The organism is Streptomyces sp. Ag109_O5-10 (assembly GCF_900105755.1).
Lineage (GTDB): Bacteria > Actinomycetota > Actinomycetes > Streptomycetales > Streptomycetaceae > Streptomyces.
This window is the reverse complement of the sequence record NZ_FNTQ01000001.1, coordinates 5,819,872-5,833,492: the sequence shown is the minus strand read 5'-3', so window position 1 is coordinate 5,833,492 and position 13,621 is coordinate 5,819,872. Positions and strand designations below refer to the sequence as shown.

The following is a 13,621-nucleotide window of genomic DNA, read 5'->3' as shown; positions in this document are numbered from 1 at the left end:
CCTGGTGCGAGCCGTTCTCTCTTTTCCGGCTTCCGTGCGTGACTGTCCGATAACCGGTTCGTTACTCCGTACGGGCTGCGAACGTGCGGCCGGAACGGAGGGGGCTCGATGGGGGCCAGTGCGTACACCAGGGAGCGGCTGGAGGAGGCGGCTCGGGGGGCGCGGACGTTGTCGGAGGCGCTGGGGAGGCTCGGGGTGGATCCGGGGAGTTCGACGCGGCGGTACGTGCTCGGACGGATGAAAAAGCTGGGGGTGGATGTGTCGCACTTCGAGCGGGAGGGGGTGAAGTGGACGCGGGAGGTGTTGGAGGGAGCAGTGGCGGCTTCGACGAACATGTGCGAGGTGTTGCGCAGGCTTGGGTTGGAGGTGGTCGGCGGGCATCACACGCACATCAGCCGGAGGATCAAGGCGTACGGGATCGACACGTCGCATTTCCAGCTGCCCACACGGAAGGGCAAACCGTGGCGTCCCCGGACCCCTGAAGGCCTACTCGTCGAGCAATCGGAGGACCGCACTCGGCGCATCCCGAGCGACCGGCTCAGGTGGGCGATGACGGCGATGGGGGTGCCGGAGCGCTGCGCCCAGTGCGGCACCGAGGCAGTCTGGCGAGGTCACCCGCTTCCGCTGGAGGTCGACCACATCGACGGCAACTGGCGCGACAACCGCATCGAGAACCTGCGGTTGCTGTGCCCCAACTGCCATTCGGTGACGGACAACTACCGAGGGCGGGGCAAAGGCCGCGCGCAGGGTGGGGCGGCATGAGCAGCGCCGCGCGGTACACCCGTGAACTGCTGGATGAGGCGGCCCGGCTGTGCTCCAGCATCGACGAGGTCATCGCCTACTTCGGCAACGAGCCCTACAACAAACTCGACCGCTACCTCCGCAAGCGCTTCGCCCACTTCGGGATCGACATCTCGCACTTCCACGATTCCGGCGGACAGCGAGGGCCCGGGGCCGAAGAGTTGCGGACCGCTGTGGCCGAGTCGGTTTCCATCGCAATGACGCTACGCCTGCTGCGGCGGCCTGACACCGGCACACAGCGTGCGCTGCTGCGGCAGTGGATCACGGAAGAGGGACTGTCGACGGCGCATTTTCTGGGGCAGGCGCATCAACGGGGAAAGCCTCGGCCGGACAAGGCCAGGCGTCCCGAGGACATCTTGGTCAAGCACGACGGCACGCGCCGCACCAGGACCGCGCTGTTACGCCGAGCCCTTCGGAAGGTCGGCGTGCCGGACGTGTGCGCCGAATGCGGTGTGGGTTCGGAATGGCTCGGGAAGCCAATGACACTGGAGGTCGACCACATCAACGGGGACTGGAGCGACGACCGACAGCAGAACTTGCGGTTGCTGTGCCCCAACTGCCACGCGATCACCAGCACCTGGTGCAGGGGAGGCAATCGGCAATCGCTCGCCGAGAACCAGTAGGGTGTACGTGGGGCCGTAGCCCAACTTGGCAGGAGGCACCACTTTTAGGTAGTGGACAGTGCGAGTTCGAGTCTCGTCGGCCCCACTTGCAGGGCGCGGCTCCCCAGGGGCGCCGCGCTCCTGTATTTCTCAGCCCAACAGCTCCCGCACCACCGGCACCAGCGCCCGGAACGCCTTCCCCCGGTGGCTGATCGCGTTCTTCTCGGCGGGGGTCAGTTCGGCGCAGGTCCTGGTGTCCCCCTCCGGCTGGAGGATCGGGTCGTAGCCGAAGCCGTTCGTGCCGGACGGGGCGTGGCGGAGGGTGCCGCGCAGTTGGCCCTCGACCACGCGTTCGGTGCCGTCGGGCAGGGCCAGGGCCGCCGCGCAGGCGAAGTGGGCCCCCCTGTGCTCCTCGGCGATGTCCGCGAGCTGGGCCAGCAGGAGGTCCAGGTTGGCCTTGTCGTCGCCGTGGCGGCCTGCCCAGCGGGCGGAGAAGATGCCGGGGGCGCCGTTGAGGACGTCGACGCAGAGGCCGGAGTCGTCGGCGACGGCCGGGAGGCCGGTGGCCTGGGCGAGGGCGTGGGCCTTGAGGAGGGCGTTCTCGGCGAAGGTGACGCCTGTTTCCTTGACGTCGGGGATGTCGGGGTACTCCTCGGCCCCGACGAGCTCGTGGGGCAGGCCCGCCTCGGCGAGGATGGCGCGGAGTTCGGTGATCTTTCCGGCGTTGCGGGTGGCGAGAATCAGGCGGGTCGTCATGCGCAGCAGTATCGCAAGGGCGGGCGCGACGTCTTACGGGGTGCAGACCTTGGTGAGTTCGCCGGCGGCGTCGGTGACGGAGGTGACGTCGGGGGTGGAGTCGCCGTTCCTCACGGCCGTGCGGACGTTGTCCACGGCCTGCTGGAGGTGGTCGACGGCCTTGTTGACGTCGGCGTCGTCGGTCTTGTCGCCGATCTTCTTCAGGTTCTGCTGGATGGAGTCGAGGGCCGCGTCGGTGCGGGTGGGGTCGTTCGCGGCGTTCTCCACGGCCTGCTGGAGTGCGGTGACGCTGTCGGCGATGGAGTCGGCGGTGCGCACGCAGTCCAGGGCGGTGTTGACGGAGTCGCAGCCGGCCAGGAAGGCGGTGGTGAGCGCGGTGGCCGCGGCCACGGCGGCGATGGTGGTGACGCGACGGCGTCCTCGGCGTCGACTGGCGGCCATGCTGGTGTTTCCCTCCCCGTGGTACGGCTGGCCGGGCGCACGGTTGTACGTGCCGTGCGCCCGTACTCATAGGGACGCGGGGTCGGCCGCCGGGGTTGCCCTCTCGTACCTCGGGTTTTTCCCTTCCCTTTACTTCAGGGGGTCCCGCTACCTCTTGAGTGCCTCTTCGAGCGCCGCCCGCTGGATCGCGGCGAGGTCGGTGCAGCCGGCGACGGCGAGGTCGAGGAGGGCGTTGAGTTCGTCGCGGGCGAAGGGTTCGGCCTCGGCGGTGCCCTGGACCTCGACGAAGCGGCCGTCGCCGGTGCAGACGACGTTCATGTCGGTCTCGGCCCTGACGTCCTCCTCGTAGCAGAGGTCGAGGAGGGGTACTCCGCCGACGATGCCCACCGAGACGGCCGAGACGGTGCCGGTGAGGGGCTGACGGCCGGCCTTGACGAGCTTGCGTTCCTTCGCCCAGGTGACGGCGTCGGCGAGGGCGACGTAGGCGCCGGTGATCGCGGCGGTGCGGGTGCCGCCGTCGGCCTGGAGGACGTCGCAGTCGAGGACGACGGTGTTCTCGCCGAGGGCCTTGTAGTCGATGACGGCGCGCAGGGAGCGGCCGATGAGGCGGGAGATCTCGTGGGTGCGCCCGCCGATCTTGCCCTTGACGGACTCGCGGTCGCCGCGGGTGTTGGTGGCGCGGGGGAGCATGGCGTACTCCGCGGTGACCCAGCCCTCGCCGCTGCCCTTGCGCCAGCGGGGGACGCCTTCGGTGACGGAGGCGGTGCAGAAGACCTTGGTGTCGCCGAAGGAGACGAGGACGGAGCCCTCGGCGTGCTTGCTCCAGCCGCGTTCGATGGTGACCGGGCGGAGTTGTTCGGGGGTGCGGCCGTCGATTCGAGACATGGCGACGAGCCTATCCGGAGCGCGGGAAGGGGCTCTTCCCCAGGTGGGAAGAGCCCCTTTTGCGCGGTGAGCCGGAGGCTCACATCATGTCTTCGATCTCCGCGGCGATCGGGTCGGCGTCGGTGCCGATGACGACCTGGATCGCGGTGCCCATCTTGACGACGCCGTGGGCGCCGGCGGCCTTGAGGGCGGCATCGTCGACCAGCGAGGCGTCGTGGACCTCGGTGCGCAGCCGGGTGATGCAGCCTTCGATCTCGTCGATGTTCTCGATTCCGCCGAGGCCGGCGACGATCTTCTCAGCCTTGCTGGCCATGTTCCTTCTCCCTGATCCGAACCGCTTTGTCGCAGTAACCCACAGTTGGCCCATCTTTGCGAGCGGCCGTACCGCGTGTGCCGGATGATGGCGAGCAGCGCGGCGGAACCGTCTGTCGACTGGTCTACACCAGCTGGTGGGCGGTCGACAAACCCCGGAGGAGGCGCCCGTGAGTGCCGAGAGCGCCGACAGCGCGGCCCCTCCCGCGCGGGAGCGGTGGAGCGCCCTCTTCCAGGGGCTGCAGAAGATGGGCCGCAGCCTTCAGCTGCCGATCGCGGTGCTGCCGGCCGCGGGGATCCTGAACCGGCTGGGCCAGCCCGACGTGTTCGGCGCGCAGGGGCTGGGCTGGACGGCGGTCTCCAAGGTGATGAAGGGGGCGGGCGGGGCGCTGCTCGACGGTTCGGTCGGGCTGCCGTTGCTGTTCTGCGTGGGGGTCGCGATCGGGATGGCGCGGAAGGCGGACGGTTCGACGGCACTGGCGGCGGTGGCCGGCTTCCTCGTCTATTACGGGGTGCTGCACCAGTTCCCCGAGGACTGCCCGGGCGGGTCGAGGACGCTGCCGGGGATCGGGTGCCAGGTGCGGGACGGGTCGGTGTCGGCGTTCACATTCCAGAATCCGGGGGTGTTCGGCGGGATCGCGCTGGGGTTGCTGACCGCGTTCTTCTGGGCGCGGTACCACCGGACGCGACTGGTGGACTGGCTGGGATTCTTCAACGGGCGGCGGCTGGTGCCGATCATCATGTCGTTCGTGGCCATCGCGTTCGCCGGGCTGTGTCTGTGGGTCTGGCCGCCGGTCGGTGACGGTCTGGAGAGTTTCAGCCGCTGGCTGCGGGAGGCGGGGGCGTGGGGTGCGGGGGTGTTCGGGGTTGCGAACCGGGCGTTGCTGGTGGTCGGGCTGCACCAGTTCCTGAACGTGCCGATCTGGTTCCAGTTCGGCAGTTACACCCCGCCGGGCGGGCAGACGGTGCACGGTGACATCAACATGTTCCTGGCGGGTGATCCGGACGCGGGTCAGTTCACGTCGGGGTTCTTCCCGATCATGATGTTCGCGCTGCCGGCCGCCGCGCTGGCGATCACGCACTGCGCGAGGCCGCACCGGCGCAAGGAGATCGGCGGTCTGATGCTGTCGGTGGCGCTGACGTCGTTCGTGACGGGCATCACGGAGCCGCTCGAGTACTCGTTCATGTTCGTGGCGCCGCTGCTGTACGGGGTGCACGCGGTGCTGACGGGGGTGTCGATGGCGGCGACGTGGGGCCTGGGGGTGCACGACGGGTTCAGCTTCTCGGCGGGGCTCATCGACTACGTCATCAACTGGAAGCTGGCGACGCGGCCGTGGGCGATCATTCCGATCGGGCTGTGCTTCGCGGCGGTCTACTACGTGATCTTCCGGTTCGCGATCACGCGGTTCGACCTGAAGACCCCGGGCCGGGAACCGGAGGACGAGGTGGAAGACGTCACAGGGGCTTGAGCAGCCTGTGGCCGAATGACATACGCCGCGTAGCGCTCCGGTTGCGGAATTGACGGGTTCCTTATAACGCCCCCATCGTGTACAACAGGTCTACACCACTGAGTGGTGTAGACCACCACCGATGGAGGAAGTATGACAACCGCCACCGCGACGGCGGCCCCCACAAAGAAGTGGGGATCCGGTCTTTTCCAGGGCCTGCAGAAGATCGGCCGCAGCCTTCAGCTCCCCATCGCCGTGCTGCCGGCGGCGGGCCTGCTGCTCCGCTTCGGCCAGCAGGACATCCATGACAAGCTGCACCTGCCGGACAAGGTCACGGCGGTGTTCGCCACGGCGGGTGGCGCGATCTTCGACAACCTGCCGCTGCTGTTCTGCGTCGGTGTCGCGATCGGCTTCGCCAAGAAGGCGGACGGCTCCACCGCACTGGCCGCGCTGGTCGGCTTCCTGGTCTACAAGAACGTCCTCACGGCGTTCCCCGTCACCGACGCCAAGGTCCAGGCGGGCGCCGACGTCGCCGCGACCTACAACAACCCCGGTGTGCTCGGCGGCCTGGTGATGGGTCTGCTCGGCGCGGTGGTCTGGCAGCGCTTCCACCGGACCAAGCTGGTGGACTGGCTCGGCTTCTTCAACGGCCGTCGGCTCGTCCCGATCATCATGGCCTTCGTCGGCACGATCATGGGTGTCTTCTTCGGCCTGGTCTGGAAGCCCATCGGTGACGGCATCTCCGACTTCGGCAAGTGGATCACCGGTCTCGGTGCCCTCGGTGCCGGTCTGTTCGGTCTGATCAACCGCGCGCTGATCCCGGTCGGCATGCACCAGTTCGTGAACACCGTCTCCTGGTTCCAGATCGGTGACTACAAGACCGCGTCCGGCACGATCGTCCACGGTGACCTCACCCGCTTCTTCGCCGGTGACCCGACGGCCGGTCAGTTCATGTCCGGCTTCTTCCCCATCATGATGTTCGGCCTCCCGGCCGCCGCCCTGGCCATCGCGCACACCGCCCGGCCCGAGCGCCGCGCCGCCGTGATGGGCATGATGCTGTCGATGGCGCTGACCTCCTTCGTGACCGGCGTGACCGAGCCGATCGAGTTCACGTTCATGTTCATCGCGCCGCTGCTGTACGCGATCCACGCCGTGCTCACCGCACTGTCCATGGCGATCACCTGGGCGCTCGGGGTGCACGCGGGCTTCACCTTCTCCGCGGGTGTCATCGACTACATACTCAACTGGAACCTGGCGACCAAGCCCTGGCTGATCATTCCGATCGGCCTGGTGTTCGGAGCGATCTACTACTTCGTCTTCCGCTTCGCCATCGTCCGCTTCAACCTCCCCACCCCGGGCCGCGAGCCCGAGGAGGAGGTCGAGGACCTCACGAAGGCCTGAGACACCTCCGGCAGCACCCATGACGAAGGCCCCCGCCGCGGCGGGGGCCTTCTCGTCGTACGGGCGCCTTCTCGTCGTACGGGCGCCTTCTTCTCGTACGGCCCCGAACGCCGTACACGTGTCAGATCTCGTACGTCGCGCGCGGTACCGCGAGATCCACCGGCCCGTCGAACGCCTCGCGGGCGTGGGCGAGGTTGACGGCGGGGTCGGTCCACGGCGGGATGTGGGTGAGGACCAGGCGGCGGGCGCCGGCGCGGGCCGCGGTCTCACCGGCCTCGCGGCCGTTGAGGTGCAGGTCCGGGATGTCCTCCTTGCCGTGCGTGAAGGCGGCCTCGCACAGGAACAGGTCGGTGTCCCGGGCCAGGTCCTCCAGCGCCGGCGAGACGCCGGTGTCGCCGGAGTACGTCAGGGACTTCCCGGCGTGCTCGACGCGGATGCCGTACGCCTCCACGGGGTGCCGGACCCGCTCGGTGTGGACCGTGAAGGGGCCGACTTCGAACGTGGACGGCTTGACCGTGTGGAAGTCGAAGACCTCGCTCATCGAGGAGGCGGTGGGGGTGTCGGCGTAGGCGGTGGTGAGGCGGTGCTCGGTGCCCTCGGGGCCGTAGACCGGGATCGGGGGGCACGGGCCGCCGTCGTGGCGGTAGTAGCGCGCCACGAAGTAGGCGCACATGTCGATGCAGTGGTCGGCGTGCAGATGGCTCAGGAAGATCGCGTCGAGGTCGTAGAGACCGCAGTGGCGCTGCAGCTCGCCCAGGGCGCCGTTGCCCATGTCGAGGAGCAGCCGGAAGCCGTCGGCCTCTACGAGGTAGCTCGAGCAGGCCGATTCCGCGGACGGGAACGACCCCGAGCAGCCGACGACGGTGAGCTTCATGAAGCAGAAACCTCCGTTGGCGGAAACCCAGATGCGCTGGGAAACCGGGTCGGGAAAAAGGGCATGACGGGGGTCGTGCGGTCCGTCGAGCGTAAGGCGCAAAAGAGCCGGTCGCTCCTCTGCCAGGGGCCGTTGTGGGCGAACTCACCTGTGGTGTCACCGGTTCGGCTGGACCGGGGGCGCATGAGGATCGCGCAAGGGCGCGCATTGATTATCTCGCGCCGGTAACGTCGTCGTATGGACACGTCATGGTGGCTCGCCCTCGCGGCGGTCGTCCTGCTGGCGCTGGTCGCCACGCTCGTCGACGGCTGGGGCAGAGGCCACCGCCCGCGCGGGCACCGCACCCGCCCGCCGGGACACCCGCGCTCCACGCGCACGCAGACCGGGCGCCCCCACCCGGGGGACATCTGGTGGGTCAACGTGCCCTACGAGGACGGCCCCGGCGCCAAGGACCGGCCCTGCCTGGTGCTGGCCGTGCACGGCAACCGGGCGACGGTCGCGAAGATCACCAGCAAGTACCACGACGAGCGGGCCGGGGTGATCCCGCTGCCGCCGGGTTCGGTCGGGGACGCCCAGGGCCGGCCGAGCTTCCTGGAGACGGACGAGCTCCGCGAGATCGCGGTGTGGGAGTTCCGGCGCCGGGTGGGCGTGGTCGACCCGGTGCTGTGGGACCAGGTGCGACACCTCGCGTAGGGCCGGTCAGTTCACCTTCACGGTGACCCGCCACTCCTGGATGCCCTTGCAGGAGACCCCGCCGGGCGCAGTGGGCTGGGCGCACAGGGGGCGGGTGGAGGAGAGGGTGACGGTGCCGGGGGCGACGGCCTCGTAGGCGGCGGAGGCGTCGCCCGGCTGGAGCACGATCCCGGCGTTGGCGGCGCGCAGCGCGGAGCCGCTGGCGGTGACGGCCTTCCAGGGGCGCTGCCGGGTGCCGTCGAGGCTGAGCCGGAGCTGTCCGCCGACCGTCATGCAGTAGGTGCTGCCGTTGTCCGCCGCGGTGAGCTCGCCGACGCTGACGCAGCGGGTGGCGACCCCGGACGAGGACGCGCTCGGCGCGGTGGACACCGTGCCGCCGCCCTTGTCCGCGTTGTTCCCGCTCCCGCTCTGCGAGCCGCAGGCCGCCAGCAGGAGCAGGCTCGCCGCGGCGAGCGACGTGCGGTGGAACGTCGTACGGCGCATGGGGTGTCCGCCTTTCCGTCGGGGAACGGACCCTTGGTGCCGATATGACGTACCCGGCTGTCATACGGATCCCGCACCCGGACGGCTTCCGGGTACGGGATCGGTTCAGTTCACCGGATCAGCTCACGGGCGGGGTCAGCCGGTCGTGACGGCGGTGTCGTCGACGACGAAGCTGGTCTGGAGCGAGGAGTCCTCGACACCGCTGAACTTCAGGGTGACGGTCGAGCCCGCGTACGACCCGAGGCTGAAGGACTTCTGCACGTACCCGGAGGACTTGTTGAGGTTGGAGTACGTGGCCAGGGTGGTCGAACCGGCGGTGACCGTCAGCTTGTCGTACTGGGTGCTGGTGGTGGTCTCGGCCGTGTCGACGTGCAGGTAGAAGGTGAAGGTGGTGTTGGTGCAGGCGGCGGGGATCGTCACCGACTGGGAGAGCGTGTCGGTGTGCGAGGAGCCGTAGCCGTCGAGCCAGGCCTTGTACGAGCCCGCGTGGGCCGCCTCGCCGCTGTCGTTGGTGATGACACCGCTGGACGCGGTCCAGGTGGTGTCGCCCGACTCGAAGCCCGGGTTGCCGAGCAGCTGGGTCGAGGTGCAGGTGCCCCCGCCGCCGGTGCTGACGGTCCAGGTGAAGGAGGCCGAGCCGGAGGCGCCGGTGGAGTCGGTCGCGGTGACGGTGGTGCTGTAGGTGCCCGCGGTGGACGCCGTGCCGGAGATCAGACCGGTGGAGCTGGAGATGGACAGGCCGGTGGGCAGGCCGGAGGCGCTGTAGGTGAGGGCCGCGCCCGCGCTGTCCGAGGCCGAGATCTGAAGGCTGACCGAGCTGCCGGTGACGGTGGACTGGCTGCCGGGGTTGGTGACGGTCACCGTGTTGCCCGTGCTGGTGCCGGAGGTGAAGGCGGCGGTGCCGTTCGGGGTGCCCCAGCCGGTCGGTCCGTCGTAGCCGGTGCGGGCGGTGCAGAAGTACGACGTCGAGCAGGAGCCGTTGTTGCCGCTGGTGACGTCGTACAGGTTGCCGGTGTGGGAGTACGGGTACTTCGCCGGGTAGTCGCCGGAGCCCGGGGTGCCCGCGAGGGCGTAGACGCCGGCGATGATCGGCGAGGAGGCGCTGGTGCCGCCGTAGACCGCCCAGCCGGAGCCGCCGTAGGTGTCGTAGACCGCCACGCCGGTGGCCGGGTCGGCGACCGCGGAGACGTCGGACTCCATGCGCTTGGTGCAGCCGGTGTCGGTCTGCCAGCTCGGCTTCGCGTCGTAGGCGGAGCAGCCGGAGCCGGTGCCCTCGGTGGAGCTGGTCTTCCACACGGACTCGGTCCAGCCACGGGAGTTGGACGAGGTGGAGAGCGCGGTGCCGCCGACGGCGGTCACGTACTGGGAGGTCGCCGGGTACTCGGCGCCGTAGCCGGAGTCGCCCGCGGAGACGGTGATCGCGACACCCGGGTGCTTGAAGTAGGAGGTGTCCTCGCTGGTCTGGGAGGAGGACTCGGAGCCGCCCCAGCTGTTGGAGACGAACTTGGCGCCGAGCGCGACGGCCTCGTTCTCGGCGGTGCCGAGGTCGGAGTCGGTGGCGGAGTTGGCCTCGACGAGGATGATGTTGCAGTTCGGGCAGACGGCGCTGACCATGTCGATGTCGAGCGCTTCCTCGCCGGCCCAGCCGGAGTCGTTCGTGGGCAGCGAGGTCGTCGAACCGGTCTGGCTGACCTGCTTGAAGCAGCCGTTGGCGACGGTGCACGCCGACAGGCCGTACTGCGAGCGGTAGGTGGCGAGGTCCGAGGCCGCGTTCGGGTCGTTGTACGCGTCGACCACGGCGACGGTCAGGCCGGAGCCGCCTGTCGAGGGCAGGTTGTAGGCGCTGTGCAGGTTGGACGGGCTCAGGCCGGAGGGGGCGGCGGCGAGAGCGGAGCCCAGCTGCTGCTTGATGTCGGTGCGGCGCTGCGCGAAGCAGCTGACCTCACCGGGCTTGGACACGGCGGCGCACAGGTGCTTGGTGGGCACCTTCTGCCCGGCCTTGCCGGTGCCGTGCACGGCGCGTCGGGCGGGGTCGGTCAGGGCCTTGGCGTTCTGGGCAGCCCGGGAGGCCGGGGCGGTGGCCCGGGGGGAGGTGGCGTGTGCCTGTGCCTGTGCGGCCGGTGCCGCGACGAATCCGGAGACGGTGAGGGCGAGGGCGGGGAACGCGAAGGCCAGAAGTCTTCGCAGGCTCCGTCGTGATTCACGCATGGGGGTACTGCCTCCATCGGTGGGGTTACAAGGCAGGCCCGTGACGCGCGTAGCGGCGGCAGAGTGCGCGGTCATGAGCATGACACTTAGAACACCCTGGGATGCCGATGAGCGTGGCATGACAGGACGGTGAGGAACCTAGCCGGGTTCGCCCGGGACCGGTTCCCCCCGGCGAAGATCTTTGCTACGCCATAGGCAGCGCTTAGCCCCCTCATAGAGGGGGGTTGGCGCGTACATGATGAGCGCTATGCCCAGAGCTGACCCTGGAGGGTCTCGATGGCTTCCTCGGTCGTGGCGGCGGTGTACACGCCCGTAGACAGGTACTTCCAGCCGCCGTCGGCGACGACGAACACGATGTCCGCGCTCTCGCCGGCCTGTACGGCCTTCTTCCCGACGCCGATCGCGGCGTGCAGCGCGGCGCCGGTGGAGATGCCCGCGAAGATGCCCTCCTGCTGGAGGAGGTCCCGGGTCCGGGTGACCGCGTCCGCGGAGCCCACGGAGTACCGGGTGGTCAGCACGGAGGCGTCGTACAGCTCGGGTACGAAGCCCTCGTCGAGGTTCCTGAGCCCGTAGACCAGGTCGTCGTACCGCGGTTCGGCGGCGACGATCTTGACGTCGGGCCTGTGCTCGCGCAGGTACCGGCCGACACCCATCAGCGTGCCGGTGGTCCCGAGCCCCGCGACGAAGTGCGTCACGGACGGCAGGTCGGCGAGGATCTCCGGACCGGTCGTCGCATAGTGCGCGCCCGCGTTGTCCGGGTTGCCGTACTGGTAGAGCATCACCCAGTCGGGATGCTCGGCGGACAGTTCCTTCGCGACCCGCACGGCGGTGTTGGAACCGCCCGCGGCCGGGCTGGAGATGATCTCCGCGCCCCACATCCCCAGCAGGTCGCGCCGCTCCTGCGAGGTGTTCTCGGGCATCACGCAGACCATGCGGTAGCCCTTGAGCTTGGCGGCCATCGCCAGCGAGATGCCGGTGTTGCCCGACGTCGGCTCCAGGATGGTGCAGCCCGGGGTGAGCCGGCCGTCCTTCTCCGCCTGCTCGATCATGTGCAGGGCGGGACGGTCCTTGACCGAGCCGGTCGGGTTGCGGTCCTCCAGCTTGGCCCAGATCCGGACCTCGGCGGACGGCGAGAGCCGCGGCAGGCGCACCAGGGGGGTGTTGCCGACCGCGGCCAACGGGGAGTCGTAGCGCATGCCGATCTCAGGCCATGCCGCCGGCGACCGCCGGCAGGATCGTCACGGTGTCGCCGTCGCTGAGCTTGGTGTTGATGCCGTCGACGAAACGGACGTCCTCGTCGTTCAGGTACACGTTCACGAAGCGGCGCAGCTTGCCGTCGTCGACGATGCGGGCGTGGATGCCCGGGTGCCGGGTCTCGAGGTCGTTGAAGAGGTCGGCGAGGGTGTCACCGCTGCCCTCCACCGCCTTCTGACCGTCGGTGTACTGGCGGAGGATGGTCGGGATGCGGACCTCGATGGCCATGGCTCAGGGCTCCTGTCGGAAAGTCTGGGTGGGTGGGCGCGCAGCGGCACGCCGCGGCTCACGGCCGTACGGCGGCAGGGAACGTCAACAGATGGCGCTGTTCAGCCTGCACAGGTCGACGTGCAGCCGGGCCACGAGCAGCATGCCCGGCGCCTTGTCGCTCACGTCGTTCAGAACCATGCGGTCATCGTATCGATTCCCGACCCCGGTCCCGGAGTGTGATTCCACCCACCGGACGCATTCTGACCGAACCCTGAGACAGCCCCCACCGGCCCACGGGTCCCGGCGGGTTCGGCACCGTCGGGATCCGCCGTCGCGGCTGGGCGCCGTCGCGGCGGAGAAAGATTCTGGTGAGCGGCGAAGAAGAGGGGACGGGCCATCCCCGGGCCGGGCAGCCCACCCAGGGGCGCGGGGAACTGCGCGGCCAACCCCCACCGGCCCGCAGATACCCACCGGCAGGTACGGCACCGCCGGGAACCGCCGTCGCGGCTGGGCGCCGTCGCGGCGGAGAAAGATTCTGGTGAGCGGCGAAGAAGAGGGGACGGATCATCCCCGGGCCGGGCGCCCCACCCAGGGGCGCGGGGAACTGCGCGGCCAGCCCCCACCGGCCCGCAGGGGACCACCGGCGGGTTCGGCTCCGTCGGCCTGCAGGGGACCACCGGCGGGTTCGGCACCGTCGGCCCGCAGATGGCCGCCGGCCGGGCCGGCACCGCCGGGAACCGCCGTCGCGGTGGAGAGGGTGGCGAAAGTGCCGGTGGCGGCTGGGTGGGGGTCAGTACGACTCGACGATCCTCACCTCTTCCTCTGTCACCTCGCCCTCGACGATGCGGTAGGAGCGGAACTGGAAGTCGCCGAGGCCGTCGGTGTCGGCAGTGGAGACGAGGACGTAGTGGGCGCCGGGCTCGTTGGCGTAGCTGATGTCGGTGCGGGAGGGGTACGCCTCCGTCGCCGTGTGGGAGTGGTAGACGACCACCGGCTCCTCGTCGCGGTCGTCCATCTCCCGGTAGAGCTTCAAGAGGTCGCCGGAGTCGAACTCGTAGAACGTGGGGGACATCGCCGCGTTCAGCATGGGGATGAAGCGTTCGGGGCGGTCGGAGCCGGCCGGCCCGGCGACGACGCCGCACGCCTCGTCGGGGTGGTCCGTGCGCGCGTGGGCGACGATCTGGTCGACGAGGGCCTGGGTGATGGTCAGCATGGTCGCCAGGATAAGCAAGGGGCCGTCCCGTACCGAAGGC

16 protein-coding genes and 1 tRNA gene are annotated in these 13,621 nt (G+C 69.5%); 6 read left to right on the top strand and 11 right to left on the bottom strand.

Annotated elements, in window-relative coordinates; genetic code table 11:
- Positions 1 to 108: 108 nt before the first annotated feature.
- The 3 genes from BLW82_RS26715 (at position 109) to BLW82_RS26705 (ending at position 1,509) form a co-directional block, all read left to right on the top strand.
- Positions 109 to 762 (top strand): HNH endonuclease signature motif containing protein, encoded by a 654-nt coding sequence (locus BLW82_RS26715; protein ID WP_093502477.1) that lies wholly within the window; start codon positions 109 to 111, stop codon positions 760 to 762.
- On the top strand, positions 759 to 1,424 hold the full coding sequence (locus BLW82_RS26710) for an HNH endonuclease signature motif containing protein (protein ID WP_093502475.1): 666 nt from the start codon (positions 759 to 761) through the stop codon (positions 1,422 to 1,424). Before BLW82_RS26715 ends, BLW82_RS26710 begins: the two co-directional genes overlap by 4 nt.
- Positions 1,425 to 1,433: 9 nt before the next feature.
- Positions 1,434 to 1,509: transfer RNA gene (locus BLW82_RS26705), tRNA-Leu, on the top strand.
- 44 nt (positions 1,510 to 1,553) lie between these two features.
- Here the strand turns inward: BLW82_RS26705 and rdgB are convergent.
- The 4 genes from rdgB to BLW82_RS26685 form a co-directional block, all read right to left on the bottom strand.
- Positions 1,554 to 2,159: an RdgB/HAM1 family non-canonical purine NTP pyrophosphatase gene (gene rdgB / locus BLW82_RS26700; protein ID WP_093502473.1), complete on the bottom strand. Its 606-nt coding sequence runs from the start codon at positions 2,157 to 2,159 to the stop codon at positions 1,554 to 1,556.
- A 33-nt stretch (positions 2,160 to 2,192) separates the two neighbouring features.
- Positions 2,193 to 2,600 carry a hypothetical protein gene (locus tag BLW82_RS26695; protein ID WP_093502471.1) on the bottom strand — a complete coding sequence of 136 codons (408 nt, stop codon included), beginning with the start codon at positions 2,598 to 2,600 and terminating at the stop codon, positions 2,193 to 2,195.
- Between the two features lie 147 nt (positions 2,601 to 2,747).
- Positions 2,748 to 3,485, bottom strand: a complete 738-nt coding sequence (gene rph / locus BLW82_RS26690; protein ID WP_093502469.1) for a ribonuclease PH — start codon at positions 3,483 to 3,485, stop codon at positions 2,748 to 2,750.
- 79 nt (positions 3,486 to 3,564) lie between these two features.
- Positions 3,565 to 3,798, bottom strand: a complete 234-nt coding sequence (locus BLW82_RS26685) for a PTS sugar transporter subunit IIB (RefSeq protein ID WP_089106674.1) — start codon at positions 3,796 to 3,798, stop codon at positions 3,565 to 3,567.
- A gap of 169 nt (positions 3,799 to 3,967) precedes the next feature.
- Here BLW82_RS26685 and BLW82_RS26680 point away from each other — a divergent pair, with 169 nt between their 5' ends.
- Complete coding sequence (locus BLW82_RS26680) at positions 3,968 to 5,266, top strand: PTS transporter subunit EIIC (protein WP_093502467.1); 1,299 nt, start codon at positions 3,968 to 3,970, stop codon at positions 5,264 to 5,266.
- Between the two features lie 132 nt (positions 5,267 to 5,398).
- Positions 5,399 to 6,646: a PTS transporter subunit EIIC gene (locus BLW82_RS26675; RefSeq protein ID WP_093502465.1), complete on the top strand. Its 1,248-nt coding sequence runs from the start codon at positions 5,399 to 5,401 to the stop codon at positions 6,644 to 6,646.
- 121 nt (positions 6,647 to 6,767) lie between these two features.
- Here BLW82_RS26675 and BLW82_RS26670 read toward each other — a convergent pair whose 3' ends face one another.
- Entirely contained in the window at positions 6,768 to 7,520 is a 753-nt protein-coding gene (locus tag BLW82_RS26670; protein ID WP_093502463.1) for an MBL fold metallo-hydrolase, read from the bottom strand.
- A 237-nt stretch (positions 7,521 to 7,757) separates the two neighbouring features.
- Here BLW82_RS26670 and BLW82_RS26665 point away from each other — a divergent pair, with 237 nt between their 5' ends.
- Entirely contained in the window at positions 7,758 to 8,213 is a 456-nt protein-coding gene (locus BLW82_RS26665) for a type II toxin-antitoxin system PemK/MazF family toxin (RefSeq protein ID WP_093502459.1), read from the top strand.
- Between the two features lie 6 nt (positions 8,214 to 8,219).
- On the opposite strand, the gene BLW82_RS26660 is transcribed toward BLW82_RS26665, so the two are convergent.
- The 6 genes from BLW82_RS26660 to BLW82_RS26635 all read right to left on the bottom strand — a co-directional run bounded on the left by BLW82_RS26660 (position 8,220) and on the right by BLW82_RS26635 (position 13,581).
- Complete coding sequence (locus BLW82_RS26660) at positions 8,220 to 8,696, bottom strand: hypothetical protein (protein ID WP_093502457.1); 477 nt, start codon at positions 8,694 to 8,696, stop codon at positions 8,220 to 8,222.
- A 135-nt stretch (positions 8,697 to 8,831) separates the two neighbouring features.
- Entirely contained in the window at positions 8,832 to 10,904 is a 2,073-nt protein-coding gene (locus BLW82_RS26655; protein WP_093502455.1) for a putative Ig domain-containing protein, read from the bottom strand.
- A gap of 245 nt (positions 10,905 to 11,149) precedes the next feature.
- Positions 11,150 to 12,100: a PLP-dependent cysteine synthase family protein gene (locus tag BLW82_RS26650; protein ID WP_093502453.1), complete on the bottom strand. Its 951-nt coding sequence runs from the start codon at positions 12,098 to 12,100 to the stop codon at positions 11,150 to 11,152.
- Between the two features lie 7 nt (positions 12,101 to 12,107).
- On the bottom strand, positions 12,108 to 12,386 hold the full coding sequence (locus BLW82_RS26645; protein ID WP_093502452.1) for a MoaD/ThiS family protein: 279 nt from the start codon (positions 12,384 to 12,386) through the stop codon (positions 12,108 to 12,110).
- An 84-nt stretch (positions 12,387 to 12,470) separates the two neighbouring features.
- Positions 12,471 to 12,566 carry a putative leader peptide gene (locus BLW82_RS46350; RefSeq protein ID WP_345053128.1) on the bottom strand — a complete coding sequence of 32 codons (96 nt, stop codon included), beginning with the start codon at positions 12,564 to 12,566 and terminating at the stop codon, positions 12,471 to 12,473.
- 592 nt (positions 12,567 to 13,158) lie between these two features.
- Positions 13,159 to 13,581: a M67 family metallopeptidase gene (locus tag BLW82_RS26635; RefSeq protein WP_093502448.1), complete on the bottom strand. Its 423-nt coding sequence runs from the start codon at positions 13,579 to 13,581 to the stop codon at positions 13,159 to 13,161.
- Between the last annotated feature and the right edge of the window lie 40 nt (positions 13,582 to 13,621).